Genomic DNA, 22561 nt, shown 5'->3' on the forward strand with positions numbered 1-22561 from the left:
GCTAAAGATAGGTAAAGCGCTTAGCTGTGAAGTCGAGGTTCGCAGTTCCACGGCAGCAAGGCTTCGTAATCCTCAACCGAAGTCGCCGTTGGCAGGCGTTCCAGTGCGTGGCGCAGCCACGCATAAGGCTCTTGGCCGTTGGCTTTGGCAGTCTCGACCAAGCTGTAAAGTTGAGCACTGGCCGTCGCGCCCTTGGGCGTGTCGCTAAACAGCCAGTTCTTTCTTCCGATCACGAAGGGGCGGATCGCGCGTTCTGCCGCGTTGTTGTCCATCGGCAAATACCCTTCCTCGACGTATCGCTCCAGCTTGCTCCAGTTACTTGCGAGGTAACTGATGGCTTTGCCCAAGGCATTCTGAGCGGTGACCTGGGGCTGCGTCTTTTCGATCCAGCTTTTCAACTGAGCCAGTATCGGCAGGCTATGTTCGTGACGGCCGATTTTACGATCAGCGTCGCTACTGGCCTTCAAGTCGCGTTCGATCCCATACAGCTTGTTGATCAGATTCAGCGCGATATCCGCACGTCCCGTTTTACCTTTGGGCTGCACTTTCTGTGCTTCAACAAACTTGCGTCGCGCATGCGCCCAGCAGCCTAGACGCTCAACTCCGTCCTGCGCGCCCAAGGCATTGTAACCGGCGTAGTCATCGGTCATCACGTAACCGCGATAACCTTCGAGCAGGCGCGTTGGCACCTCCTGCGCACGGCTGGTGGAGTAGTCAAAAAGGATGACCGGCCTATCCGGTGGGCCGCCGGTTTGCACCCACATCCAGGATTGGCTGCTCGGTTCTCGATCTGGTTCTTTCAGCACTTGCACGCGCGTTTCGTCGCAGTGGATGACGCGGCTTTCCAGTAGCCGGTCGCGCATCAAATTCAGCAGCGGCTGAAAGTGTTCGCCGCACTGGATCACCCAGCGAGCCAAAGTCTGGCGCGGGATATCAATACCGTAGCGACCCAACACTTTTTCAAATCGATGAAGCGGTAAACCGTCAACGTATTTGGTAGTCAGCAACATCGCCAAAACGCTGGGGCTGGCCATGCTTTTTTCAATCAGTTGAGCAGGCTTGTCCGCAGTGACTGGGGCGGCTTCGCATTCACGGCAACCGTAGATCTTGCGCACATGCTTGATCACGCGGATCTGCATTGGCACGATCTCAAGCTGCTCGCTGATTTCCTCACCAATGCTGTGTTTACGGCAACCGCAGGCGCAGGTCAGTTCGTGCTCGGGCAGTTCGTGGATGACTTCGATGCGCGGCAGATCGGCAGGCAGCGGCTTGCGCTTGCCACGGCGCTTGGCGGGGGCGACAACCTCTTCTTCAGCGTTTTCGTCGATAGCTTCGACGACGCTTTCGGCTTCGTTGAAGAGCGCCAACTGCGGTGTGGCCGGATCGGCTGTTTGCTCGGACTTGCGTCCGAACAAGCGCTGGCGCAGCAATGCGTTCTCTTCTTCTAGAAAACCGACCCGCGACTGCATCTTCGCAAGCATTTGCTTGAGCAGTTGGAGATCGTCGGGAAGGTTGTCGGGCATGGATTTCATGCCCTGGATTATACCGAATCAGGCCACGAATCGCGGCGTCAAAACCTGATGGGGACGGTTACGCCAGAGGTCAAAACCGTCGAGCAGCCAGTTCAGTTCCTGGACGGTGAGGACAATCGCCTCGTCGGTGGCATCGGGCGATGTTTTGAATCGCTCTGATTCCAGGCGTTTGAGCCAAAGGCAGAAGCCGTTGCGCTCCCAGTACAAGATTTTCACTCGGTTGCGCGGCTTGTTGAGGAAAACGAAAAGTACCGGGTCGAATACGGCAACCTTGATATCCAGTTCGACCAGCGCAGCCAGTCCGTCGATGGATTTTCGAAAGTCTACAGGTTTGGGGTAGAGGTACACTTTTTCGACTTTGGCGTCGGGTCGCATCATGGCGCACGGGCTCCTGAGAGTATCGGGAGCCCAGCATCCCGCGTTAGCTTAGTGCTTTGAATGTGGGGTTTATGGAGCGCTTACCCTTAAACCGGGGTTCATAGCGAGTGGATTACGTGAAGGAGGCGGGGGAAGGGGGGAGAGGCTGGGAACCCAATACTATTAACTTCAGACAAATTTTTGCTCATTTTTAGCGGCGTTGATTTCTGTAGTAGACATGTTGATGGCGAATGGCTAGCTTGATGTTTGTCGAATTTTCAAAATTTGCGGTAGGAGCTAAAAATGGAATTTGTTGGTGCTCGTTGGTGGAAATTTGATTTCCACACTCATACCCCTGCCTCGATGGATTATGCGAAAAGCCAACCTCACTTAAAAGAAAATATGACGCCAAGAGATTGGCTCTTGCCTTACATTGAAAACGGTATCGAGTGCGTTGCGATTACGGATCACAACTCAGGTGATTGGGTTGATAGGTTGAAAGAGGCGGCTGAAGAGCTGCGAGCAGAAGGTTTCTCAATATTTATATTTCCTGGGGTAGAAATCACAGCTAACTCTAATATTCACATACTTGCGATATTTGATCCTTCAAAAGATACTCAATTCGTTAATGGGGTAGTGGGTGCGACGCACTATCGAGGAACCAGAGGGGATAGTGATGCTGTAGCTGAGGATAGTGCTGAAGCAATCGTAGAGGAAATTATAAAGTCAGGTGGTGTAGCTATACCCGCTCACATTGATATGGCAGCAGGTATGTGTCAGATAAATTCTTCTCACACGATTAGTCAGCTATGTAGCAAGTCGTCAGCTGTCGAGATAATTTTCCCTAATGGTAAGCCGCCGGAAACTCATAGGGCAGCGCTTGGTCCTTACAAAAGTCTGAATTTCAATTTGCCTGAAGTTATAGGTTCTGATTCCCATGCGCCGGATACAGTGGGCCGCGCTTTCACCTGGGTGAAAATGTCCTCCCCGACAATTGATGGCCTCCGGTTAGCCTTGATTGATGGTGAATCCTCAATTAAGCGCTCCGATAATTGCACCGGAGATCCAAATGCTACTTCAGAATCCTTGATTCTGAGTCTATGTGTGACAGATGCTAAATACTGTGGGCGTGGCAAGAAGTTCTTCGTGGAATTTAATCCATGGCTGAACTCAGTTATAGGTGGCAGGGGTAGCGGCAAATCTTCATTGCTTGAGTTTCTACGACTGGCGACTGGTAGAGGGAATGATTTGATTTCGTTGCCGAAAGGAAATGAAATAAAAAACAATTTTGAAAGATTTGTAAAAAAGTCACTCAGCCGGGATGACGATGGAGTGATGCAGGATAGTACTCTGCTTGAAGTCGAAGTGATGAAGCAAGGTGCGCGATATAAGCTGAGTTGGCGCTACGGATCTGAAATTGTTGAAATTGATAAGCTGGTTGACGGTGAGTGGATCGCTGAAGAGGGTGATGCATCTAGCCGCTTTCCAATTAAGGTGTTTAGCCAGAAGCAAATATTTGATTTTGCGAAAAATCCCAATGCGCTACTTCGTCTGATTGACTCGTCCGAACAAGTTAATCATTTGGCCTGGAAGATGGAGTACGAAGAGGAAACAAATAAATTCCTTCGCTTGAATGTACAAAAAAGAGAGTTTCAAGCAAAAATCACAAATAGAGCGGCTCTTGTTGGGCAACTTTCTGATGTAAATCAAAAGATTGATGTTATTGAGAAGTCAGGGCATACACAGATACTTTCTAATTTCCAAAAATTTACTGTTCAGCAGTCTGTGCTTAAAGAGCACTTTAATAACCTTGAAGGCGGGTGGGCAGGCGCGCTTCAGATAGTTGAAGACTTGCAGTTTGATGATTTTAATTTGCAAGGGTTTTCGGAGGAGGAGGAAGACGAGTTGGAGGTTTTGAAAGAGTTTCACGCCCTTTCGTCCGACCTGGAGTTATCCAAGCAAAATGCGCTTGCTTGCGTTAGAGACGCAGAAAGTAAGATCGGTGCGCTCAAAGATTGGCTGGTTGGTAGTGCGTACCAAGCTAAGCAAAATGATGTTAAGAGTAAGTATGGAGAGTTGGTACAGAGTCTTACTGAAAAAGGGGTGTCTAATCCCGGGATTTACCACGAATTGATAAAGCAGCGGGATGCTCTAAAAGCAAGTATAGATGCGCTTGATTTGCTCAAAAGTAAAGTTGATGAGCTTCACGCTGAAAGCCTCTCTGCTTATGCGCGTATGATTGAACTAAGAAAAGAACTCACTCGGCGTCGTAATGGTTTTATCAAGGAGCATATAGAGGGGAATAACTCTATAGAGTTGAAGGTTGAGCCCTTGGCGGATGATGTGGATCTAGACTATGAGTTTAGGAGTCTAATATCACGGCACGATGGCGCATTTGCGGGTGATATTTTCGATTCTGAGCGAGAGACTGGTATTCTAAATGCACTTAACAAAAGTGTCTTAGCTATCGCTCGCACAGATGATGATTCTGCTTTGAACTTGAGAATGGACGCTGTTCATAAATTTAAGGTTGATTTTGTAAGATTTAAGGAGGGTGCGGTACTGGGTGTTCAGCTTGGTAGGCGATTTATTGATTTTGTCGGACTGTTACGTCCTGAGGTTATGAATCAGATTGTAGCTTGGTTTCCAGGTGATAAGTTGGTTGTGAAATATAACGACGGTAAGAGGATGAAGGATATATCTCAAGGCTCCGCTGGTCAAAAGGCAGCGACAGTTCTTTCTTTTCTGCTTTCTTATGGGGATGAACCGTTAGTTCTAGATCAGCCAGAGGACGACTTGGATAACGGTCTCATTACATCCTTGATTGTGAGTAAACTTCAGAAAAATAAAGCAGAGAGACAGGTCATCGTCGTTACTCATAACCCAAATATTGTAGTAAACGCCGACTCGGAATACGTCATCGCGTTGCAGGATCGTGGGCAGATTGAGCTGACAGCGAGTGGAAGCCTTCAGGATCTCGACGTGCGCAGGCAAGTGTGTGAAATCATGGAGGGAGGGGAAGCTGCTTTGCTGCAACGGTATCGTCGCATGGTGAATATCTAGTGTATGAGTGTGACAAATGGTCATCTGGCTAAGGTGCAATGGATTATGGCAAACCAAATGGGACAGCCCTTTCAACCGGACTAGTTGGTTGTGGCTTACATTGAGGTCAAGGGGCGAAATTATCGAGAAGGCTTTCGGGTGGTACTAAAGTGAGGAACTTAGATGGTACAAAGGTCTTGCTAGACTGCCCCGCACTCGTCTTACAATACAGCCAAATTCACATCCGCCAGCGTGACGTGAAGAACCGAATTTGAGAGTGCTTTTGATTTGAATGGCCCCGCTTGCTGAGAGGAGAAACTGGGACGAATTTATTTTCTACTTTTGCTGGGAAATAAATCCATCCCCGTTTGGTCGAAGCTCGAATGATCGGTGTGTTCATGCTTGTAGCGATGAAAAGCCTAACGACCAGCGAGCTTCTGCGGGAATACATGCGGAAATTTAACTAACTGTCAGGGAATGATATGAGCAAAGATTTAGATTCAATACTGGACACAATTTTGGCGCTTGACGTTGAGACTGAGGTGAGTGCCCTGACCGCTTCATACAAGGCTATCGAAGCCTTTTGCCTAGAAGGTAAGGTTCCGTTCACGATGGGATCGCTGCGCAATTCTAAGAATCATCTGAGAGTTGATATGGACATAACCGGCGACCTGCACGAATGGATCAAAACTAACGTTCCATCCTTCGTGGTTGTCGAGCTGGTCACAGGAACCACCAACGCGACGGAGGGAATGATCCTAGATTTTATGATTGGATATTCCGTAAGCGCTCCATAAACCCCACATTCAAAGCACTAAGCTAACGCGGGATGCTGGGCTCCCGATACTCTCAGGAGCCCGTGCGCCATGATGCGACCCGACGCCAAAGTCGAAAAAGTGTACCTCTACCCCAAACCTGTAGACTTTCGAAAATCCATCGACGGACTGGCTGCGCTGGTCGAACTGGATATCAAGGTTGCCGTATTCGACCCGGTACTTTTCGTTTTCCTCAACAAGCCGCGCAACCGAGTGAAAATCTTGTACTGGGAGCGCAACGGCTTCTGCCTTTGGCTCAAACGCCTGGAATCAGAGCGATTCAAAACATCGCCCGATGCCACCGACGAGGCGATTGTCCTCACCGTCCAGGAACTGAACTGGCTGCTCGACGGTTTTGACCTCTGGCGTAACCGTCCCCATCAGGTTTTGACGCCGCGATTCGTGGCCTGATTCGGTATAATCCAGGGCATGAAATCCATGCCCGACAACCTTCCCGACGATCTCCAACTGCTCAAGCAAATGCTTGCGAAGATGCAGTCGCGGGTCGGTTTTCTAGAAGAAGAGAACGCATTGCTGCGCCAGCGCTTGTTCGGACGCAAGTCCGAGCAAACAGCCGATCCGGCCACACCGCAGTTGGCGCTCTTCAACGAAGCCGAAAGCGTCGTCGAAGCTATCGACGAAAACGCTGAAGAAGAGGTTGTCGCCCCCGCCAAGCGCCGTGGCAAGCGCAAGCCGCTGCCTGCCGATCTGCCGCGCATCGAAGTCATCCACGAACTGCCCGAGCACGAACTGACCTGCGCCTGCGGTTGCCGTAAACACAGCATTGGTGAGGAAATCAGCGAGCAGCTTGAGATCGTGCCAATGCAGATCCGCGTGATCAAGCATGTGCGCAAGATCTACGGTTGCCGTGAATGCGAAGCCGCCCCAGTCACTGCGGACAAGCCTGCTCAACTGATTGAAAAAAGCATGGCCAGCCCCAGCGTTTTGGCGATGTTGCTGACTACCAAATACGTTGACGGTTTACCGCTTCATCGATTTGAAAAAGTGTTGGGTCGCTACGGTATTGATATCCCGCGCCAGACTTTGGCTCGCTGGGTGATCCAGTGCGGCGAACACTTTCAGCCGCTGCTGAATTTGATGCGCGACCGGCTACTGGAAAGCCGCGTCATCCACTGCGACGAAACGCGCGTGCAAGTGCTGAAAGAACCAGATCGAGAACCGAGCAGCCAATCCTGGATGTGGGTGCAAACCGGCGGCCCACCGGATAGGCCGGTCATCCTTTTTGACTACTCCACCAGCCGTGCGCAGGAGGTGCCAACGCGCCTGCTCGAAGGTTATCGCGGTTACGTGATGACCGATGACTACGCCGGTTACAATGCCTTGGGCGCGCAGGACGGAGTTGAGCGTCTAGGCTGCTGGGCGCATGCGCGACGCAAGTTTGTTGAAGCACAGAAAGTGCAGCCCAAAGGTAAAACGGGACGTGCGGATATCGCGCTGAATCTGATCAACAAGCTGTATGGGATCGAACGCGACTTGAAGGCCAGTAGCGACGCTGATCGTAAAATCGGCCGTCACGAACATAGCCTGCCGATACTGGCTCAGTTGAAAAGCTGGATCGAAAAGACGCAGCCCCAGGTCACCGCTCAGAATGCCTTGGGCAAAGCCATCAGTTACCTCGCAAGTAACTGGAGCAAGCTGGAGCGATACGTCGAGGAAGGGTATTTGCCGATGGACAACAACGCGGCAGAACGCGCGATCCGCCCCTTCGTGATCGGAAGAAAGAACTGGCTGTTTAGCGACACGCCCAAGGGCGCGACGGCCAGTGCTCAACTTTACAGCTTGGTCGAGACTGCCAAAGCCAACGGCCAAGAGCCTTATGCGTGGCTGCGCCACGCACTGGAACGCCTGCCAACGGCGACTTCGGTTGAGGATTACGAAGCCTTGCTGCCGTGGAACTGCGAACCTCGACTTCACAGCTAAGCGCTTTACCTATCTTTAGCCAAGTGGGGTTTATGGAGCGCTTACGATATTCCGAGAGCCAGAACCGTCTGGAAGAGGTCAAAAAGCTCCAATCAGAAGCGGCAGGGAAGAATATCGAGTTCATCACGTACGCGATCTTCAACAATCCGCCATTGATTGTCGAGCATGTCACGCAATCGAAGCTCAGGATGCTCTGTTCGATTTATGAACCCGAGGACGAAGATCTAGATGAGGATCACGGTTTCACTGATGTATACAAAACCCGAGAAGAATTAGCTGGCTATTCTCGCAAGCTAGCAGAGGATGATGATTTTTATCTCGCCAAGAATCTTAGTGATCGAGCGAGCCTCGCTATTAAGAAATTTGGTGACGAGTTTACCGGATCAGACTTGGGTAGCATTGCGCGGGAATCAGCTTCAATCTACAAAATGGAAATCCTACCCTCCAAAATCATGGATATGGTGGTTCAAGGCAAGGATCACAAGGAAATAGCCGTCCTACTGGGCGAGAGCCAAAACAAAGTGAAGCAGATTATTGCCGTCTCCAGCTCCAGGCAATGACCAGCATGCTACTCAGGAGAAACGGGGACGGATTTATTTTCTACTTTTGCTGGGAAATAAATCCGTTCCCGTTTGGTCGACAATAAAGCCACCGATCATGGCTGCTTCCGCGTTCTGGATTTCAAGGTGATGCTGTCCCTGCTGTCCCTGCGGTTTCGGCGTGATCCGGTCTACGACTGCTACGCACCCGAGCATGGGCAAGCCCACTCGCCACAGGGTGGGGCAGCGTCATCGGGGTGTTTTAACGAGCACTCGCCCAGCGCTTGTAATCCGCCGGCGTCATCCCTGTCAGTTGGATAAACGCCCGTCGGAACGAGGTTTCTTCACTGTACCCACACTTGAGCGCCACCTGCTTGACGCTGGCGCCCGGGGTCTCCAGCAGCACGCACGCCGTTTCGATCCGCACGCGGGTGATAAAGGTCTTGGGCGACTCGTTGCTCAGTTCCTTGAGGCGTCGGTGCAAGGTTCTTTCGCTCAGGTTCAACGCGCCGGCCAAGCCTTCGGCAGTCACGCCCGGGTTGATGTGGCGGATGATCTGTTCGGCCTGCAGCAACAAGGGATCGGCCGCGTTGATAAACCCCCGGGGCGCATAGATTGCCTGCGGCAGCGGCAGGCTGTCGGCCACCGAGACATCGGCCGCCAACTTGGCAACCGCAGGGCCGGCCTGGCGGCGGATGACATGCAGGGCCAGGTCGACCCACGACAACGGGCCGCCGGTGGTGATGACGCCATCCTGTTCTTCAACCGCCGTGCCCCAGACGGTCTGTGCCCTGGGAAAACGCTGTTTGAAGGCATGGTGCAGCCACCAGGTGGTGGTGCAGCGTCGGCCATCGAGCAGTCCGGCTTCGCCCAGCACGAAGGTGCCGGCACAGGCGGCACCCACCAATACGCCGTGCTTGTGCTGCTCCTGGAGCCAGAGCGCCGCCTGGCGTATCGAATCCGAGAGTGGCGGCAATTTATCCGCGCCCAGCGCCATGCCGGTCACCAGGGCGACCTCGCACTCGGCCAGTTCATGAAAAGAACCATCCACCGGAATCAAGCGGCCCTGAGGGTCGCGCAGCGGGCGGCCATCCGCGCTGACGATGTTCGTCTGGAAGGACACCCGGTCGGGATCCGGCAGGCTCGCCACCGTTCCTTCCGGCGGCGAGCGCAGCGCCTGATTGGTGATCCAGAAGAGGTCGGCCAGGCCGGTGATCGCAGACAGCAGGCTGCCTTCTACCGCGATGATCGCAATGCGCATGGGAAGGTTGGCTCGGTGAGGGTGGCAGGTTTGGCGAGTTTTACATGAAACATGTCTTGTTTGCCATCTGATGCCATTGCCGGGGGCTCTATAGACTTTGTCCCATCAGTAGATCAGAGCAATTTGGCATGAATTCATTCACTCGTTCGCACCACTCCGCTGGGTTTCAGGCCAAGCATGGTTTTTCTGCCTTCAAATGGTTGAGTCAACTGGCAGCCGCTGTCGGGTTGGCGACCCTGGTCGGCAGCGTTCCGGCTGTTGCCGCTCCAGCTCTCGCTCCCACGACTGTGCGCAATATCGTCCTGGTGCATGGGGCCTTTACCGATGGTTCCAGTTGGGCGCAGGTGATTAGCCGGCTGCAGGCCATGGGCTACCACGTTACCGCCGTACAGAATCCGCTGACCTCGTTGGCCGATGACGTCAGCGCTACCGAACGGGTGTTGCGTCGGCAGAAGGGCGATGTGTTGTTGGTGGGGCATTCCTGGGCAGGTGCGGTGATCACTCAGGCGGGCAACGGCGCGCAGGTCAAAGGCCTGGTCTACCTCAGTGCGCTGGCGCCCGATAGCGGCGAGTCGGTGGCGGATCTGCTGTCTTCGCTCAACGCGCCCATGGATGGCCTGGTGCCGGATGCCCAGGGCCTGGTCTGGCTGGACGATCCCCAGGCGTTTCATCAGGTGATGGCCGCAGACCTGCCCATGGCTCAGGTGAACGTATTGGCCTCGATTCAGCAACCCATCGCTGCTGCCAGTTTTTCCGGAAAGATCCAGCACGCGGCGTGGCACGACAAGCCCAGTTGGTATTTGCAAACGGAGAGTGACCATGCGCTACGGCCGGCGGTGCAAAAGGCCATCGCCCAGCGAATAGGCGCCAAGGTCACTTCGATCGATTCCAGTCACCTGTCGTTGCTCTCGCATCCCGATGAGGTGGCGATGTTGATAGATAAAGCGGCACGGGAAGCCGCAAAGCCTGGAAATAGCCTGTTTCAGTAATTGATCAGTCCCTGAACGTGAGGTTTACATGAATATTCTGCATATCGATTCCAGCATCCTGGGTGGCGGTTCCGTAACGCGGGACCTGTCTGCCGCCGTTGTCGCGCAACTGAGTGCCCGCCATCCCGAGGCCAAAGTGACGTACCGCGACCTGGCCGAAAATGAAATCCGCCATCTGAGCGGCGCCATCGCCGCAGGCTTCCGCCAGCCTGGGGGCGGCGAGTGGGATGAGGCTACGGTGCATGAGCACCAGGTTTCCGAAACGCTGGTGACCGAGTTTCTGCACAGCGATCTGCTGGTGATCGGTGCGCCGATGTACAACTTCTCGGTATCGAGCCAGTTGAAAGCCTGGCTGGACCGCATCGCTCAAGTGGGGCGGACCTTCAAATACACGGAAAAGGGCCCGGTCGGCCTGTCGGCGGGCAAACGTGTGATCGTCGTTTCGGCGCGTGGCGGTTTCTACGCCCAGAGTCCTTTTGCCCACATGGATTTCCAGGAGAACTACCTCAAGGCGTTCTTCGGTTTCCTGGGGATTGGCGATGTGCAGTTCGTCCGCGCCGAAGGGGCGTCGAAAGGCGACCAGGTGCGGCAGCAGGGCATCGAACAGGCCAGGGCCGCGATTGCCGAGGTGGTCAATGGTGTGTCGGTTTCTGCCTGATTTCCCACGATAACGAGGATTTCCCCATGATATTTGCCATTACGCTGAGCTATATCCGCCCTGTGGATCAGGTCAAGGTTCATCTGGATGCCCACAAGGCGTGGCTGGTCCAGCATATCCAGGCGGGCACTATCCTGTTCGCCGGGCCTCTTGAGCAGCAGAGCGGTGGATTCATTCTCGCGCAAGGGGAGCACCTTGCCGATATCCAGAAAATACTGGACGAGGATCCCTTCGCGGTTTACCAACTGGTGACGTTCGATATCCAGCGTTGTGAGCCGGCGATCCGTTCCAGTGCTTTTCCCGAGCAATGGGCGCCGGGGGCGAAGGCGATCTAGATCGCTGCCCGTAACTCCCTCGGCGACAATCCGTAATGCTTGCGAAACCGCACGGCAAAGCGTGACGCCGAGGCATACCCGCAGGCCGCAGCAATCTCGCCAATCGGTCTGGTCGTGGTCTGCAACCACTGCAGCGCCATGCCCAGGCGGACGTTCTCCAGGATATGGCTGAAGCTGTCGTCCTCATTCGCCAACTGGCGTCGCAAGGTCGAGGCGCCCAGGTGCAGGCGTTCGGCGACATCCGCCACCGTCCAGTCCCGTGCTGGTGCGCTCATGACGATCTGCTGCACGCGTTCGCACAGCGGATCGTGGCGGTCCAGCAGCACCGGGGCGGCCCAACCACCCAACGTCAACGCCAGCAGCACCGCCTCCGCGTAATGAATACGCAAGGCCTGCGGCGCATCGGTGTTGATGGCCTCCAGCAGACTTTCCCAGGCACGGCTGGTGTGCCGGTCCAGCGGCACGCAGAGTTCCTGTGGTGCCGTCCTGGTGTGTTGGGCATTGACCTGCTGGCTGTGACGGGCGCTGAAGGCGCGCAGCAGTTCCGTCGGGAAGCTCACCGTATCGGCAATGTAGTAGCCCTGCGTACCGGGAAAGTTACTGATCGTCAGTTCACGCCCTGCCGGCAGCAAGATCAGGTGTTTCGAGCCCACACGCATCTGCCGGTCATCCCAGCTCATCAGTTTTTCACCCTGTCGAATCCGGCACAGGGTGGTGACGAAAACCGGCACCCGTTTCAGCGCATGGGGCTGCCGGGCCTGGATCACGCTGGTGCCGAGGCGGCTTTCGTGATGTTGGGGGCCGGCAGGTGCGTTCATCTCAAGGGCGTCCGTAGGTGGCGGTGAGTGTGGCTTTGCCCAGGGCATTGGCATTGAGCAGGTAGCCAACCAGAGCGCCGCTGGACTGTTCGTCGACCGGCAGTTTATCCGTCTTCAGGGCCCAGACGGTGAATTGGTAACGGTGCGGCTTGTCACCCGGCGGTGGGCAGGCACCGCCGAAACCGGGTTGGCCGTAGTCGGTGCGACCCTGCACGGCGCCGGCGGGCAACTGGCCGCCAACACTGCCGGCACCGGAAGGCAGTTCGTGGGTGGTGGCGGGGAGGTTGGCCACGGTCCAGTGCCACCAGCCGCTGCCGGTCGGGGCATCGGGGTCGTAGGCGGTGATGGCGAAGCTTTGGGTGCCCGTCGGGGCGTTCTGCCAGGACAACTGTGGAGAAGTGTTACCGCCGGTGCAGCCGAAGCCCTGGAAGACTTCACGACTGGTCAGCGGCTTGCCGTTGCTGATGTCGTGGCTGGTGACAGTGAAGTCGGCGGCCTGGGCGGTGAAGCTCAGGCCGAGGGCGGCGAGGAGGAGTGGAGTTTTCATGGTGCGCTCGTCTTTGGGGGGATAAGGCGAGTCTATGGGCTGGCAGGGAGGCATGTTGTGCCGGGGTGCTCGGTGATTGTGCCGAAACGCTCGGAGGTTTGTGGGCGGACTCAGGGTTATTGGGGTGGCTGGGTTTGCGACTGCTGCGCAATCGAGCGTGGGCAAGCCCAATCGCCGCAGGGGAGTGGCAGGCTCATTGATCACCGGGGAGGTCTTGGCATGATGGCGCAGGTTGGCTCGCTTGCCATCCAGTGCTGGAGTCAGGCTGGGGAGGGGAGAGCCTGGCGCAGGGCCAGGCTCTGGGTGGATCATTTGCGCTTGAACAGCTTGCCGAAGAGGCCGGCGATGGCCACCAGGCCGAGGATGATGAACTTCTTGAACGCCAGCAGGGCGACGCCGATCTTGGCGAACAGGCCGGCTTTGGCCGCAATCCCCCCCGCGACCAGGGCAGCCAGGCCGTACGGTGCCAGCTTGTCGGTCTTGGAGTCGTAGTCGGCGTAGCGGTTGCCGTCGGTGAAGTTGGTGAAAGCGAGGATCTTCGGCGTTTCCTGCTTGATGGTCTGCAGGTCGGCCATGGCCGCCACGGCGTTGAGTTCAAGGACGCCCTCGCGGCCCAGCACGCGGATGCTGTAGTTCAGGGTGGTCTGCTGGGCGTCGTCGGCCTTCAGCTCGCGGGCCCAGTACATCTTGTGGGTGGCCTGGTCGTAGCTCGGTGGCTCGGCCCAGCCCAGCAGTTGCAGGCCGGCGTAACCCTGCTTGCGACGTTCCTTGTTGTCTTCCTCGTCATCGGCCTGCATCTGCTTGAGCAGGTCGGCGTAGTCGATCTTGGCCGCGTCATCGTCGGAAATATGGCCGTCGTTCTTGTAGCTGATAATGACCCCCCAGCCATTGTCCGCCAGCGGGCTGACGGCGGTGGGGATGATCATGCCCAAGGTCTTGTTGCCTGGCGGGTTGCCCCAGGCTTCGGTCAACAGGCGTTCGGTGTCAGCCGGCGACAGGTAATAGAACTCGTTGTTCAGTTGCAGGGTGGCAATGCCGCTGGGCAGGGTGATGGTGCCATGTTGCTGCTTGAGCGTGGCGAGCCACTGCTCGGCGCTCTGGTGCGGTTGTTCACTGGCAGCTGGCGCAGGCGCTGGGGAGGTGGCGGCAATGGCGGGCAAAGTGGTTGCGCTGAGCAACACGGCCACCAACAACTGGCGCAGGTGTTTCATCGTAGTCCCTTACATTTTGAATTAATTTGTTCGGAAGAATAACCGAAAGGACTGGTCAATCGCCAGATTTTCGTGTCTGACCCTGGCGGGGCGTCGTGGATTGATAAGTGTCGGGCCGAGAGCCCAGCACCCGCGGGTCCGACCTTGTGGGGTGGACCTGGGGTGAGGTGATTCAGGGCTTGGACAAGGCGAGGTCAATCGCGGCGATCAGTTTTCCCAAGTCCTTTGAGGGTGTTTTGTGGATGACTCCGAACAGATAGGCACGCTGTTCGTCTTCATCGCCCATGTCCGCGAAAAACGTTTTCAGCTTCACTCCCAATACATCAGCAAACAGAAACAGAGTTTCGACGCTGGGGGTGTAGCTGCCGGTTTCGAAACGGCTGATGGTTTTGGGGTCAAAACCGGTTCTCTCGCCAAGTTCAGCCTGAGTCAGCCCCGCTACCTTGCGATAGCGTCTAATGGCCATACCCAAACTTGAAATTTCCATCGCTCGATTCCCATTTAGAATCAAGAACTTAACGATAAATCTTTGCATTACGCAACACCATGATTCATCACCTTCTATTGCATAATGTGATGCAATTCGTAGAATCGACGGGTCGGACAGGTATTTGGTGATCGGGTTTCAGATGGCGGTTTTTATGAGGCGGGAAATGCTGGTATTTCCCGGAAATTTATGCAGCCAGCACCTGATCGCGCCTTCAGGCGTCTATTTCGCGGGTTAACGGCGAGCCATGTTTCGATTTGCCGGTAACCTCGGTTTAATTCTAGTTGATCTTCGTCGAAGTTCTGCCGAACAGCGTGGCGTTGCCCGGTCGTGGACTGGGCGTGTTGCGGGTTGTCGAGGCGAACGGACGCTTGTTTCCCTGGGGAGGGCTGCCCTGGTCGAGCGCTTCAACCGGTAACTGCCCAAGTGAACTGAGCTCATGGACGAAACGTATCGCAAGGTAGTGGATGCAGCAGCGATTTTTTCCGAGACGGATCTGAACGGGCGGATCACCTACGTCAATGATCGGTTCTGTGCGATTTCCGGCTACAGCCGTGAGGAGTTGTTGGGACAGAACCATCGACTGCTCAATTCCGGTTTTCACCCCCCCGAATTTTTTGGCGAGATGTGGCGCACGCTGTCCCTTGGGCAGGTCTGGAGGGGCGAGGTGTGCAACCGCGCCAAGGACGGTTCGCGGTACTGGCTTGACAGCACCATGGTGCCCCTGTTGGACGAGGCGACGGGGCAGGTGCGCAAGTACCTGTCGATCCGCTTCGATGTCAGTGAAAAGCTGCGTCTGCTGCATACCTTGCAGTGGCGGGTCGGGCATGACGTGCTGACCGGCCTGCCCAACCGGGCCTTTCTCTCCGAACTGTTGAATCAGTCCCTGGACTTTGCCCGGCGTGAGCACATTCCATTGGCGGTGTGTATGCTGGATCTCGATGGCTTCAAGGCGGTCAACGACAGTTACGGGCATGCTTGTGGCGATGCGCTGTTGGTGGAGGTGGCCGCGCGGTTGCGCGGCATCATGCGGGGCGAGGATGTGGTCGCACGCCTGTCGGGCGACGAGTTCGTGCTGATTTTGCGTTACGTGCGCGACAGCCAGGAATTGCAGGCCACATTGCAGCGGGTGTTATGGGCGGTTTCGGCGCCGTATGCGATTCATGAACAGGACATTCATGTCTGTGCCAGCATCGGCGTGACCGTGTTTCCGGACGACGACGAAGACCCCGACACCTTGTTGCGTCACGCCGACCAGGCGATGTACCTGGCCAAGCAGGGTGGGCGCAATCGTTTCCATCTGTTCGATGTGTCCCTGGACCGGGAGGTCAGGGCGACTTACCAGAGTGTGGCGTCCATGCGTCGGGCACTGGAGGCGGACGAACTGCGTCTGGTCTATCAGCCCAAGGTCAACCTGCGTACCGGCCAGGTGGTCGGTTTCGAGGCGCTGGTGCACTGGCAAAGCCCGCAACGGGGCTTGCTCGAACCCCACGAGTTCCTGCCGCTGGTGGCGCAGACGGATGTCATCGGCGAGATCGGCGAGTGGGTCATCGACCGGGTCCTGGCGCAGATACAGGCCTGGCGGCGGACGGGGTACAACTGGCCGGTGAGCCTGAATATCGCCGCGCGGCACTTCCAGCGCGCGGACTTTGTCCCTCGGCTACAGGCGTTGCTGGCCCGTTATGCCGAGGTTCCGGCGCAGATGCTGGACCTGGAGATCGTCGAGTCGGTGGCCATCGAAAATATTCAGCGGGTGAGCCAGTGTCTGCAAGACTGCCAGGCGCTGGGGGTACGGTTTTCCCTGGATGATTTCGGTACCGGTTATTCCTCGCTGAGCTACCTCAAGCGTCTGCGGACCCAGACCATCAAGATCGATCGTTCCTTTATTCGCGATATTCTCCACGATCAGGACGATTTGGCCCTGACCAAGGCGGTGATCGGCCTGGCCCGGGCCTTTGGCCGGGAGGTGATCGCCGAAGGGCTGGAGACCGCTGAGCAGGGACGGCTGCTGATCAGTCTGGGGTGTGACGTGGCGCAGGGCAGCTTCGTTGCTCGTCCGATGGCGGCGCAGGCGGTGCCGGCCTGGGTCGCGTCATTTGTCCCCTCGCCGTTATGGCATGCGCCACCCGATCCCGTGGCAGGATTTGTCTGCGAATAGCTCTTTGAGAGTGTCAAAGGCTTCGCGGCGGCTCGAAGCCTCGGTCCATCCCATTGGATAACGCTGCGCTGCGGGTGCCGCGAAACACGCCGGATGCAATTTCGCCCCTGCTCCGCTAGCATTAGCGGTCTTCCGCTTTCCAGATGCGACGGTTATCGATGAGTTATCAGGTTCTTGCACGTAAATGGCGCCCGCGCTCGTTCCGCGAAATGGTCGGCCAGACCCATGTGCTCAAGGCGCTGATCAACGCTCTGGACAGCCAGCGGCTGCACCATGCCTATCTCTTTACCGGCACGCGCGGCGTGGGCAAGACCACCATTGCGCGGATCATCGCCAAGTGCCTGAACTGCGAGACCGGCATCACCTCCTCGCCCTGCGGGACCTGTTCGGTATGCCGCGAGATCGACGAAGGGCGTTTTGTCGACCTGATCGAGATCGACGCCGCGAGCCGCACCAAGGTCGAGGATACCCGCGAACTGCTGGACAACGTGCAGTACGCGCCGAGCCGTGGGCGCTTCAAGGTCTACCTGATCGACGAAGTGCACATGCTCTCCAGTCACTCGTTCAACGCCCTGCTGAAAACCCTGGAAGAGCCGCCGCCCTACGTCAAGTTCATCCTGGCGACCACTGATCCGCAGAAACTCCCGGCAACGATTTTGTCGCGTTGCCTGCAGTTCTCCCTGAAGAACATGACGCCGGAGCGGGTGGTTGAACACCTGACCCACGTCCTCGGGGTCGAGAACGTACCGTTTGAAGATGATGCGCTGTGGCTGCTCGGGCGCGCGGCGGACGGTTCGATGCGTGATGCGATGAGCCTGACCGACCAGGCCATTGCCTTCGGTGAAGGCAAGGTTATGGCCAGTGATGTGCGGGCGATGCTCGGCACGCTGGACCACGGCCAGGTCTACGATGTGTTGCATGCACTGATCGAGGGGGACGCCAAGGCGCTGCTCGAGGCCGTGCGGCACCTGGCCGAACAGGGGCCGGACTGGAACGGCGTGCTCTCGGAAATCCTCAACGTGCTGCACCGCGTGGCCATTGCCCAGGCGCTGCCGGAGGGAGTCGATAATGGCCATGGCGACCGTGACCGGGTGTTGGCCCTGGCCCAGGCACTGCCGGCCGAGGACGTACAGTTTTATTACCAGATGGGCCTGATCGGTCGGCGCGACCTGCCACTGGCACCGGACCCGCGTGGCGGTTTCGAGATGGTGTTGCTGCGCATGCTCGCCTTCCGCCCGGCCGACAGTGCAGAGGCCCCCAGGCAGCCACTAAAGCCAGTGGGGATCAGCCAGGCCACGGTTGATTCCGCGAACAAGGTGGCCGGTCCGGCCGCCGCAGCGCCGGTGGCCCCGGTGGCTGCGGCGCCTGCCGCCATGGTGGTGCCACCTGCTGCTCCTGTGGTGCCGCCGGCTGCGCCCGTGGCCACTCCGGCTCCGGTGAGCGAGGCGGTGCCTGAACCGCTTGTCGAGTTGGCGCCGGAGCCTGAACCTGAGCCGGTCGCGGCGGCGGTCGAGGACATCGACCTGCCATGGAACGAGCCTGCCCCGGTTCCCGCCCAGGAGTTGGCGCCAGAACCGGCTCAGGAGCCGGTTGAAGAGCCCGTACCGGCGGCTGTCGTCGAGACGCCGGCGCCGAAGCTCGAGAGCGTGGCAGCGGCCGCCCCCGAGTGGGCCGCAGCGGCCATCCCCGAGCCGACTCCGACCCAGGGTTTCAGCTCGGCCATCGGCCCCGATCGCGACGATGAGCCACCGCTGGACGAGGATTACATCGAGCCGGACATGGATTCGGCCTACAGTTACCTGGATGAACTGGCGACCGAACATGCCGCCGAGCTGGAGCCGCAGCCTGAACCCGAGCCGTTGCCGGCGGCGCAACCGGCCACCGGTCTGGCCCTGGAGTGGCTGCAACTGTTCCCGAAACTGCCGATTTCCGGCATGACCGGCAGTATCGCCGCCAACTGCACCCTGATCTCGGTGAAGGGTGACGAATGGCTGCTGCACCTGGACCCGGCCCACAGTGCGCTGTTCAATCCGACGCAACAACGGCGTCTCAATGAGGCGCTTAACCAGTATCACGGACGGACGCTGACGGTGACCATCGAGCTGATCAAGCCCGAGCAGGAAACACCGGCCCAGGCAGCAGCACGTCGACGTCACGAGCGTCAGAACGAAGCCGTGGCGTCGATTCATGCCGATCCGTTCATCCAGCAAATGATGCAACAGTTCGGCGCGGTGATCCGTGACGGTACTATTGAACCCGTCGACGCCCTGGTGACCCAGGGTTAATAACTGAAGACGCGAGGTGTGTGCCTTGCGCCTATTGTCCAAGCAACTTTGAGGTGATTCCCATGATGAAGGGTGGCATGGCCGGCCTGATGAAGCAGGCGCAGCAGATGCAGGAAAAAATGGCCAAGATGCAGGAAGAACTGGCCAACGCCGAAGTCACCGGCAAGGCCGGCGGCGACATGGTCACCGTGGTCATGACCGGGCGTCACGACCTCAAGCGTGTGAGCATCGACCCCAGCCTGCTCGAAGGCGTCAGCGAAGATGACCGTGAAGTGCTGGAAGATCTGTTTGCCGCTGCGGTCAACGATGCCGTGCGCAAGATCGAAGCCAACAGCGCCGACAAGATGTCCGGCATGACCTCTGGCATGCAATTGCCACCGGGCTTCAAGATGCCTTTCTAAGGCCGCTTGCTGTTGAACAATGCCAGGCCCCAGGCCTGGCATTGTTGTTTCCGGGGCTGCGGACCTGCGCATTTGACGCTGGCCAAAGCCGCGGGTATAAACCGCCTCTCGCAGTTTTGTCGGACCTATCGCCCATGAGCTTCAGCCCCCTGATTCGCCAACTGATCGACGCCTTTCGGGTACTGCCCGGGGTCGGCCAGAAAACCGCCCAGCGCATGGCCTTGCAACTGCTCGAACGTGATCGCAGTGGCGGCGCACGCCTGTCCCAGGCGTTGGCCCAGGCCATGGACGGGGTTGGGCACTGTCGCCAGTGCCGCACCCTGACCGAGGACGACCTGTGCCCGCAATGTGCCGACACGCGACGTGACGACACCCTGTTGTGTGTGGTCGAGGGGCCGATGGATGTCTATGCGGTGGAGCAGACCGGTTATCGCGGCCGTTACTTTGTGCTCAAGGGCCATCTGTCGCCGCTCGATGGTCTGGGGCCGGAGGCCATCGGTATTCCGCAATTGCTGGCACGGATCGAGGAGCAGGGCAGCTTCACCGAAGTGATCCTGGCGACCAACCCGACGGTCGAGGGCGAAGCCACGGCGCATTACATTGCCCAGTTGCTGACCAACAAGGGCCTGATCACCTCGCGTATTGCCCATGGCGTGCCGTTGGGCGGTGAGCTGGAGTTGGTGGACGGCGGTACCCTCGCGCACTCGTTTGCCGGCCGCAAGCCGATCGCCTTGTAACCCTTGTCAGGGGCGCTGTGCCGGGTGTTCCCGCCAGCGTTCAAGGCGTCACACAGTATGCTCTGCTCCTGTCACCACATCGGTCACTAAGCGTACGGGCTGTCCCAGTAACGCTTGTACATGCCCAGGCGTTTCTTCAGGCCCTTGGGCAGATAGCGCTCCTGCTGGCTGAGTTTGTAGGCGAACAGTTTCACTGCATTGCGCAGGAACGAGCCGGGCCAGGCCGAGAGCCGACTGGGGCCGAGAAACTTCAGTTCGGACAGCACATAGCGCAAGCCTTCGCCGCCAGCACCGCCGAATGCCTGGCGGATCCACGGCTCGCGTGCGTGGAACACGCCGATATCGAAGTAGCGGCGAAACTCTTCCCAGAGCGTGTAGTTGTGCGAGTGTCGGCAGCAGGCGCTGCCCTCATAGGCGACTTTCCAGCCGGCCAGTAGCATCTTCGCCGCCACGTACATGTCTTCCGAGAGGATCACGTGCTGCGGGAACCCCCCGATCTGCATCAAGGCCTGGCGCCGGTAGGCACAGAAGGAGTTGGAGGCGAACGCGGTCTTGATGCCCAGCCGGGGGGCGTCCTCCATACTCTTGACCTGCGAGGTGGGCGGGTAATTGAACAGTCGCGCGTGTTCGGCCAGCGGGCTGGCGTCGAGATGTGCCAACTGCCGACCGCAGACCGCGCCGATGCTGTCGTCGGTAAAGGGCCAGACGATGTTGGCCAGTGCCTCGGGGTCCTCCAGGTAGGCGTCCTGGGTCATGAACACGTAGACGTCATATTCGGGATGACGCTCGACCATCATCTGGCGGGTGCCGCCGTGGTTGAAGTCCTTGCTGTCGATCCGCAGTACATTGGGGCAGCGCGAAGTGGCCAGTTCGAACGTGCCGTCGCTGGAGCTGGAGTCGACGATCAGCGTGTCGAACACCGCCGTCTGGCGATCCAGGGAGTCGAGCAGGCGTTCCAGATCCCGACGGCCGTTGTAGGTGGGGATCACACAGGCCACGTTGAGGGTCGACATGCTTCAGCCTCCAGAGATTGCCGTCGGCCGCCACGGGCGCAGCCAGAGTGCCAGGGCGATCAGCAACGCCAGGCCGTAGAGGGTGCTCAGGCCCAGTTGCAGCCAGGTACCCGGGAGAGGGTGCAGCAACAGCGCGGCGATGAGCATCACGCCGACCCCGAGCAGCCAGTGGCTGCGCCAGGGCACTTCGTTCAGCAACCCTTGCCGGCGCATCAGCAGCAGACCGGTGAGAATCACCCCACAGATGGCCGCCAGGGCGATCCCGACCAGCCCGAACACGTACGGCAAGACTGCCAGCAGCAGGGCATTGAGCAGGCTGCCGGCCAGTTCGCAGTTGAGCGGCATACGCGTATCGCCAGCGGCGTAGGCATAGCGGGCGAGCAGGGCGTTCCAGGCGCCGAACAGCAGTGGTACGCAGAACCAGGCCAGCAGTTCCGGCAACGGGCTACCGACCGCCTGGCTGGGCAACAGCAGGCTGACCAGCGCGGCGGCGGCGCCGATCAGCCCGGCAACGGCCGGCAGGGTCAGCAGGGTGGCGCTGGCCAGACCCTTGCGCAATAGCGACAGGCGTTCGCTGCCGGCACTGCCGCTCATCAGCCCGAGCAGCACCTGGTTAAGGCTCATCAGGGCGATCAGCGGCAAGTTGATCAGTTTGCGCGCCAGGTTGATCCAGGTCACCGCGCCTTCCCCCAGCAGCGAGGCGACCATCCGCTCCAGCAGGGCCAGGCCCTGGCTCGCCAGATTGCTGCTGAGCAGGGGGCCGATCTGCTTGAGCAACTCGCGTCCGGCCCCGGGAGCGCGCGCCGGCTGCCAGGGTTTCCAGCCGCTGCGCAACAACGATGGCAACAGCACTGTCGGCATCAGCAGGCTGCCGAGCACGCAGGCGCAGGCCAGGCCGGTCGGCGTGGCCTCATGCCGTAGAAGGGCCAGGTACAGCACCGGCGGCAGGTTGAACAGCAGCGAGCCGAGCCCCGCCAGGACGAACCGCGAACGGGCCTGCAACGGTATGCAGAGCAGCGCATGGAGGATGAAACCGGGCGCGCACCAGGCCAGCCAGTAGAGGCTGCCGCTGGCCAATTGATAACCCTGGCTGTCGAGACCGGGGCCGATCAGCCGCACCCACAGCGGCGCACCCAGGCTCAGCAGACTGCCCAGCAACAGGCCGCAGAGCAGCAGGCGCGGGGCCAATGCGCCGAGCCAGTTGGCCTGTTCGCTGGCCGAGCGTTGCTGGTACAGCGGTAGCGCCGCGGCACTGAGCAGGCCGGCGGCCAGGGCCATGCGCAAGGCTTCCGGCAGGAACAGCGCCACCAGGAAGCTGTCGCTGCGCCCGCCCGCGCCCCACGCGGCAACCAGCAGCCATTCGCGGGCGAAGCCGGCGGCCAGGCCGGTGAGGGTCGCCAGGGTCAGCCAGAGTGTCGAACCGAACATCGGCCTG

General features: G+C 58.2%; 21 protein-coding genes. 12 read left to right on the forward strand and 9 right to left on the reverse strand.

The annotated features are described in order from the left end of the window. Positions 1-20: 20 nt before the first annotated feature. Positions 21-1532, reverse strand: a complete 1512-nt coding sequence (gene tnpC / locus BLU37_RS16690; RefSeq protein ID WP_090202057.1) for an IS66 family transposase — start codon at positions 1530-1532, stop codon at positions 21-23. An 18-nt stretch (positions 1533-1550) separates the two neighbouring features. Next, positions 1551-1910 carry an IS66 family insertion sequence element accessory protein TnpB gene (gene tnpB / locus BLU37_RS16695; RefSeq protein ID WP_004883347.1) on the reverse strand — a complete coding sequence of 120 codons (360 nt, stop codon included), beginning with the start codon at positions 1908-1910 and terminating at the stop codon, positions 1551-1553. A gap of 282 nt (positions 1911-2192) precedes the next feature. Here tnpB (BLU37_RS16695) and BLU37_RS16700 point away from each other — a divergent pair, with 282 nt between their 5' ends. The 5 genes from BLU37_RS16700 to BLU37_RS16720 all read left to right on the forward strand — a co-directional run bounded on the left by BLU37_RS16700 (position 2193) and on the right by BLU37_RS16720 (position 8247). Next, complete coding sequence (locus BLU37_RS16700) at positions 2193-4952, forward strand: TrlF family AAA-like ATPase (RefSeq protein ID WP_090206728.1); 2760 nt, start codon at positions 2193-2195, stop codon at positions 4950-4952. Positions 4953-5413: 461 nt separating this feature from the next. Next, on the forward strand, positions 5414-5728 hold the full coding sequence (locus BLU37_RS16705) for a hypothetical protein (protein ID WP_090206731.1): 315 nt from the start codon (positions 5414-5416) through the stop codon (positions 5726-5728). 69 nt (positions 5729-5797) lie between these two features. Then, positions 5798-6157, forward strand: coding sequence for an IS66 family insertion sequence element accessory protein TnpB (gene tnpB, locus BLU37_RS16710; protein ID WP_004883347.1), 360 nt, complete (start codon positions 5798-5800; stop codon positions 6155-6157). A gap of 18 nt (positions 6158-6175) precedes the next feature. Next, positions 6176-7687: an IS66 family transposase gene (gene tnpC, locus BLU37_RS16715; RefSeq protein ID WP_090202057.1), complete on the forward strand. Its 1512-nt coding sequence runs from the start codon at positions 6176-6178 to the stop codon at positions 7685-7687. 32 nt (positions 7688-7719) lie between these two features. Next, positions 7720-8247, forward strand: a complete 528-nt coding sequence (locus tag BLU37_RS16720; protein ID WP_090206734.1) for a hypothetical protein — start codon at positions 7720-7722, stop codon at positions 8245-8247. Between the two features lie 241 nt (positions 8248-8488). On the opposite strand, the gene BLU37_RS16725 is transcribed toward BLU37_RS16720, so the two are convergent. Then, complete coding sequence (locus BLU37_RS16725) at positions 8489-9487, reverse strand: GlxA family transcriptional regulator (protein ID WP_090206737.1); 999 nt, start codon at positions 9485-9487, stop codon at positions 8489-8491. 128 nt (positions 9488-9615) lie between these two features. On the opposite strand from BLU37_RS16725, the gene BLU37_RS16730 reads away from it, so the two are divergent. From BLU37_RS16730 to BLU37_RS16740, 3 genes are read left to right on the forward strand one after another with little or no spacing between them, the layout of a single operon-like run. Beyond that, positions 9616-10476: an alpha/beta fold hydrolase gene (locus tag BLU37_RS16730; protein ID WP_090206740.1), complete on the forward strand. Its 861-nt coding sequence runs from the start codon at positions 9616-9618 to the stop codon at positions 10474-10476. 28 nt (positions 10477-10504) lie between these two features. Continuing rightward, positions 10505-11134 carry an FMN-dependent NADH-azoreductase gene (locus BLU37_RS16735; RefSeq protein ID WP_029533050.1) on the forward strand — a complete coding sequence of 210 codons (630 nt, stop codon included), beginning with the start codon at positions 10505-10507 and terminating at the stop codon, positions 11132-11134. 26 nt (positions 11135-11160) lie between these two features. Beyond that, positions 11161-11469, forward strand: coding sequence for a YciI family protein (locus tag BLU37_RS16740; RefSeq protein WP_090206744.1), 309 nt, complete (start codon positions 11161-11163; stop codon positions 11467-11469). Here the strand turns inward: BLU37_RS16740 and BLU37_RS16745 are convergent. The 4 genes from BLU37_RS16745 to BLU37_RS16760 all read right to left on the reverse strand — a co-directional run bounded on the left by BLU37_RS16745 (position 11466) and on the right by BLU37_RS16760 (position 14532). After that, the gene (locus BLU37_RS16745; protein ID WP_090206747.1) at positions 11466-12287 is read right to left on the reverse strand and encodes a helix-turn-helix transcriptional regulator; all 822 of its coding nucleotides are present in this window, start codon (positions 12285-12287) and stop codon (positions 11466-11468) included. The two genes, BLU37_RS16740 and BLU37_RS16745, sit on opposite strands and share 4 nt — an antisense overlap. Before the next feature lies 1 nt (position 12288). After that, positions 12289-12834 carry a kinase inhibitor gene (locus tag BLU37_RS16750; RefSeq protein WP_090206750.1) on the reverse strand — a complete coding sequence of 182 codons (546 nt, stop codon included), beginning with the start codon at positions 12832-12834 and terminating at the stop codon, positions 12289-12291. A gap of 308 nt (positions 12835-13142) precedes the next feature. Further along, positions 13143-14045: a DUF2167 domain-containing protein gene (locus BLU37_RS16755; RefSeq protein WP_010449675.1), complete on the reverse strand. Its 903-nt coding sequence runs from the start codon at positions 14043-14045 to the stop codon at positions 13143-13145. Between the two features lie 172 nt (positions 14046-14217). Further along, positions 14218-14532 carry a helix-turn-helix domain-containing protein gene (locus BLU37_RS16760; RefSeq protein WP_010449674.1) on the reverse strand — a complete coding sequence of 105 codons (315 nt, stop codon included), beginning with the start codon at positions 14530-14532 and terminating at the stop codon, positions 14218-14220. Positions 14533-14971: 439 nt separating this feature from the next. On the opposite strand from BLU37_RS16760, the gene BLU37_RS16765 reads away from it, so the two are divergent. From BLU37_RS16765 to recR, 4 genes are all read left to right on the forward strand, one after another. Then, positions 14972-16690: a putative bifunctional diguanylate cyclase/phosphodiesterase gene (locus tag BLU37_RS16765; protein WP_090206752.1), complete on the forward strand. Its 1719-nt coding sequence runs from the start codon at positions 14972-14974 to the stop codon at positions 16688-16690. Between the two features lie 158 nt (positions 16691-16848). Continuing rightward, positions 16849-18975, forward strand: coding sequence for a DNA polymerase III subunit gamma/tau (gene dnaX / locus BLU37_RS16770; protein ID WP_090206754.1), 2127 nt, complete (start codon positions 16849-16851; stop codon positions 18973-18975). A gap of 62 nt (positions 18976-19037) precedes the next feature. Further along, complete coding sequence (locus BLU37_RS16775) at positions 19038-19376, forward strand: YbaB/EbfC family nucleoid-associated protein (protein ID WP_010449669.1); 339 nt, start codon at positions 19038-19040, stop codon at positions 19374-19376. A gap of 134 nt (positions 19377-19510) precedes the next feature. Then, entirely contained in the window at positions 19511-20113 is a 603-nt protein-coding gene (gene recR, locus BLU37_RS16780; RefSeq protein WP_010449667.1) for a recombination mediator RecR, read from the forward strand. Between the two features lie 86 nt (positions 20114-20199). Here the strand turns inward: recR and BLU37_RS16785 are convergent, their stop codons facing one another. Further along, on the reverse strand, positions 20200-21126 hold the full coding sequence (locus tag BLU37_RS16785) for a glycosyltransferase family 2 protein (protein WP_090206757.1): 927 nt from the start codon (positions 21124-21126) through the stop codon (positions 20200-20202). 3 nt (positions 21127-21129) lie between these two features. Beyond that, positions 21130-22554, reverse strand: coding sequence for a lipid II flippase MurJ (locus BLU37_RS16790; protein WP_010449662.1), 1425 nt, complete (start codon positions 22552-22554; stop codon positions 21130-21132). Positions 22555-22561: the final 7 nt, after the last annotated feature.

It is taken from the genome of Pseudomonas asplenii (assembly GCF_900105475.1).
Classification (GTDB): Bacteria; Pseudomonadota; Gammaproteobacteria; order Pseudomonadales; family Pseudomonadaceae; genus Aquipseudomonas; species Aquipseudomonas asplenii.

Coding starts and splice junctions, on each gene's coding strand:
- tnpC (WP_090202057.1), bottom strand. CDS start 1,532: ATGAAATCCATGCCCGACAACCTTCCCGACGATCTCCAACTGCTCAAG.
- tnpB (WP_004883347.1), bottom strand. CDS start 1,910: ATGATGCGACCCGACGCCAAAGTCGAAAAAGTGTACCTCTACCCCAAA.
- BLU37_RS16700 (WP_090206728.1), top strand. CDS start 2,193: ATGGAATTTGTTGGTGCTCGTTGGTGGAAATTTGATTTCCACACTCAT.
- BLU37_RS16705 (WP_090206731.1), top strand. CDS start 5,414: ATGAGCAAAGATTTAGATTCAATACTGGACACAATTTTGGCGCTTGAC.
- tnpB (WP_004883347.1), top strand. CDS start 5,798: ATGATGCGACCCGACGCCAAAGTCGAAAAAGTGTACCTCTACCCCAAA.
- tnpC (WP_090202057.1), top strand. CDS start 6,176: ATGAAATCCATGCCCGACAACCTTCCCGACGATCTCCAACTGCTCAAG.
- BLU37_RS16720 (WP_090206734.1), top strand. CDS start 7,720: ATGGAGCGCTTACGATATTCCGAGAGCCAGAACCGTCTGGAAGAGGTC.
- BLU37_RS16725 (WP_090206737.1), bottom strand. CDS start 9,487: ATGCGCATTGCGATCATCGCGGTAGAAGGCAGCCTGCTGTCTGCGATC.
- BLU37_RS16730 (WP_090206740.1), top strand. CDS start 9,616: ATGAATTCATTCACTCGTTCGCACCACTCCGCTGGGTTTCAGGCCAAG.
- BLU37_RS16735 (WP_029533050.1), top strand. CDS start 10,505: ATGAATATTCTGCATATCGATTCCAGCATCCTGGGTGGCGGTTCCGTA.
- BLU37_RS16740 (WP_090206744.1), top strand. CDS start 11,161: ATGATATTTGCCATTACGCTGAGCTATATCCGCCCTGTGGATCAGGTC.
- BLU37_RS16745 (WP_090206747.1), bottom strand. CDS start 12,287: ATGAACGCACCTGCCGGCCCCCAACATCACGAAAGCCGCCTCGGCACC.
- BLU37_RS16750 (WP_090206750.1), bottom strand. CDS start 12,834: ATGAAAACTCCACTCCTCCTCGCCGCCCTCGGCCTGAGCTTCACCGCC.
- BLU37_RS16755 (WP_010449675.1), bottom strand. CDS start 14,045: ATGAAACACCTGCGCCAGTTGTTGGTGGCCGTGTTGCTCAGCGCAACC.
- BLU37_RS16760 (WP_010449674.1), bottom strand. CDS start 14,532: ATGGAAATTTCAAGTTTGGGTATGGCCATTAGACGCTATCGCAAGGTA.
- BLU37_RS16765 (WP_090206752.1), top strand. CDS start 14,972: ATGGACGAAACGTATCGCAAGGTAGTGGATGCAGCAGCGATTTTTTCC.
- dnaX (WP_090206754.1), top strand. CDS start 16,849: ATGAGTTATCAGGTTCTTGCACGTAAATGGCGCCCGCGCTCGTTCCGC.
- BLU37_RS16775 (WP_010449669.1), top strand. CDS start 19,038: ATGATGAAGGGTGGCATGGCCGGCCTGATGAAGCAGGCGCAGCAGATG.
- recR (WP_010449667.1), top strand. CDS start 19,511: ATGAGCTTCAGCCCCCTGATTCGCCAACTGATCGACGCCTTTCGGGTA.
- BLU37_RS16785 (WP_090206757.1), bottom strand. CDS start 21,126: ATGTCGACCCTCAACGTGGCCTGTGTGATCCCCACCTACAACGGCCGT.
- BLU37_RS16790 (WP_010449662.1), bottom strand. CDS start 22,554: ATGTTCGGTTCGACACTCTGGCTGACCCTGGCGACCCTCACCGGCCTG.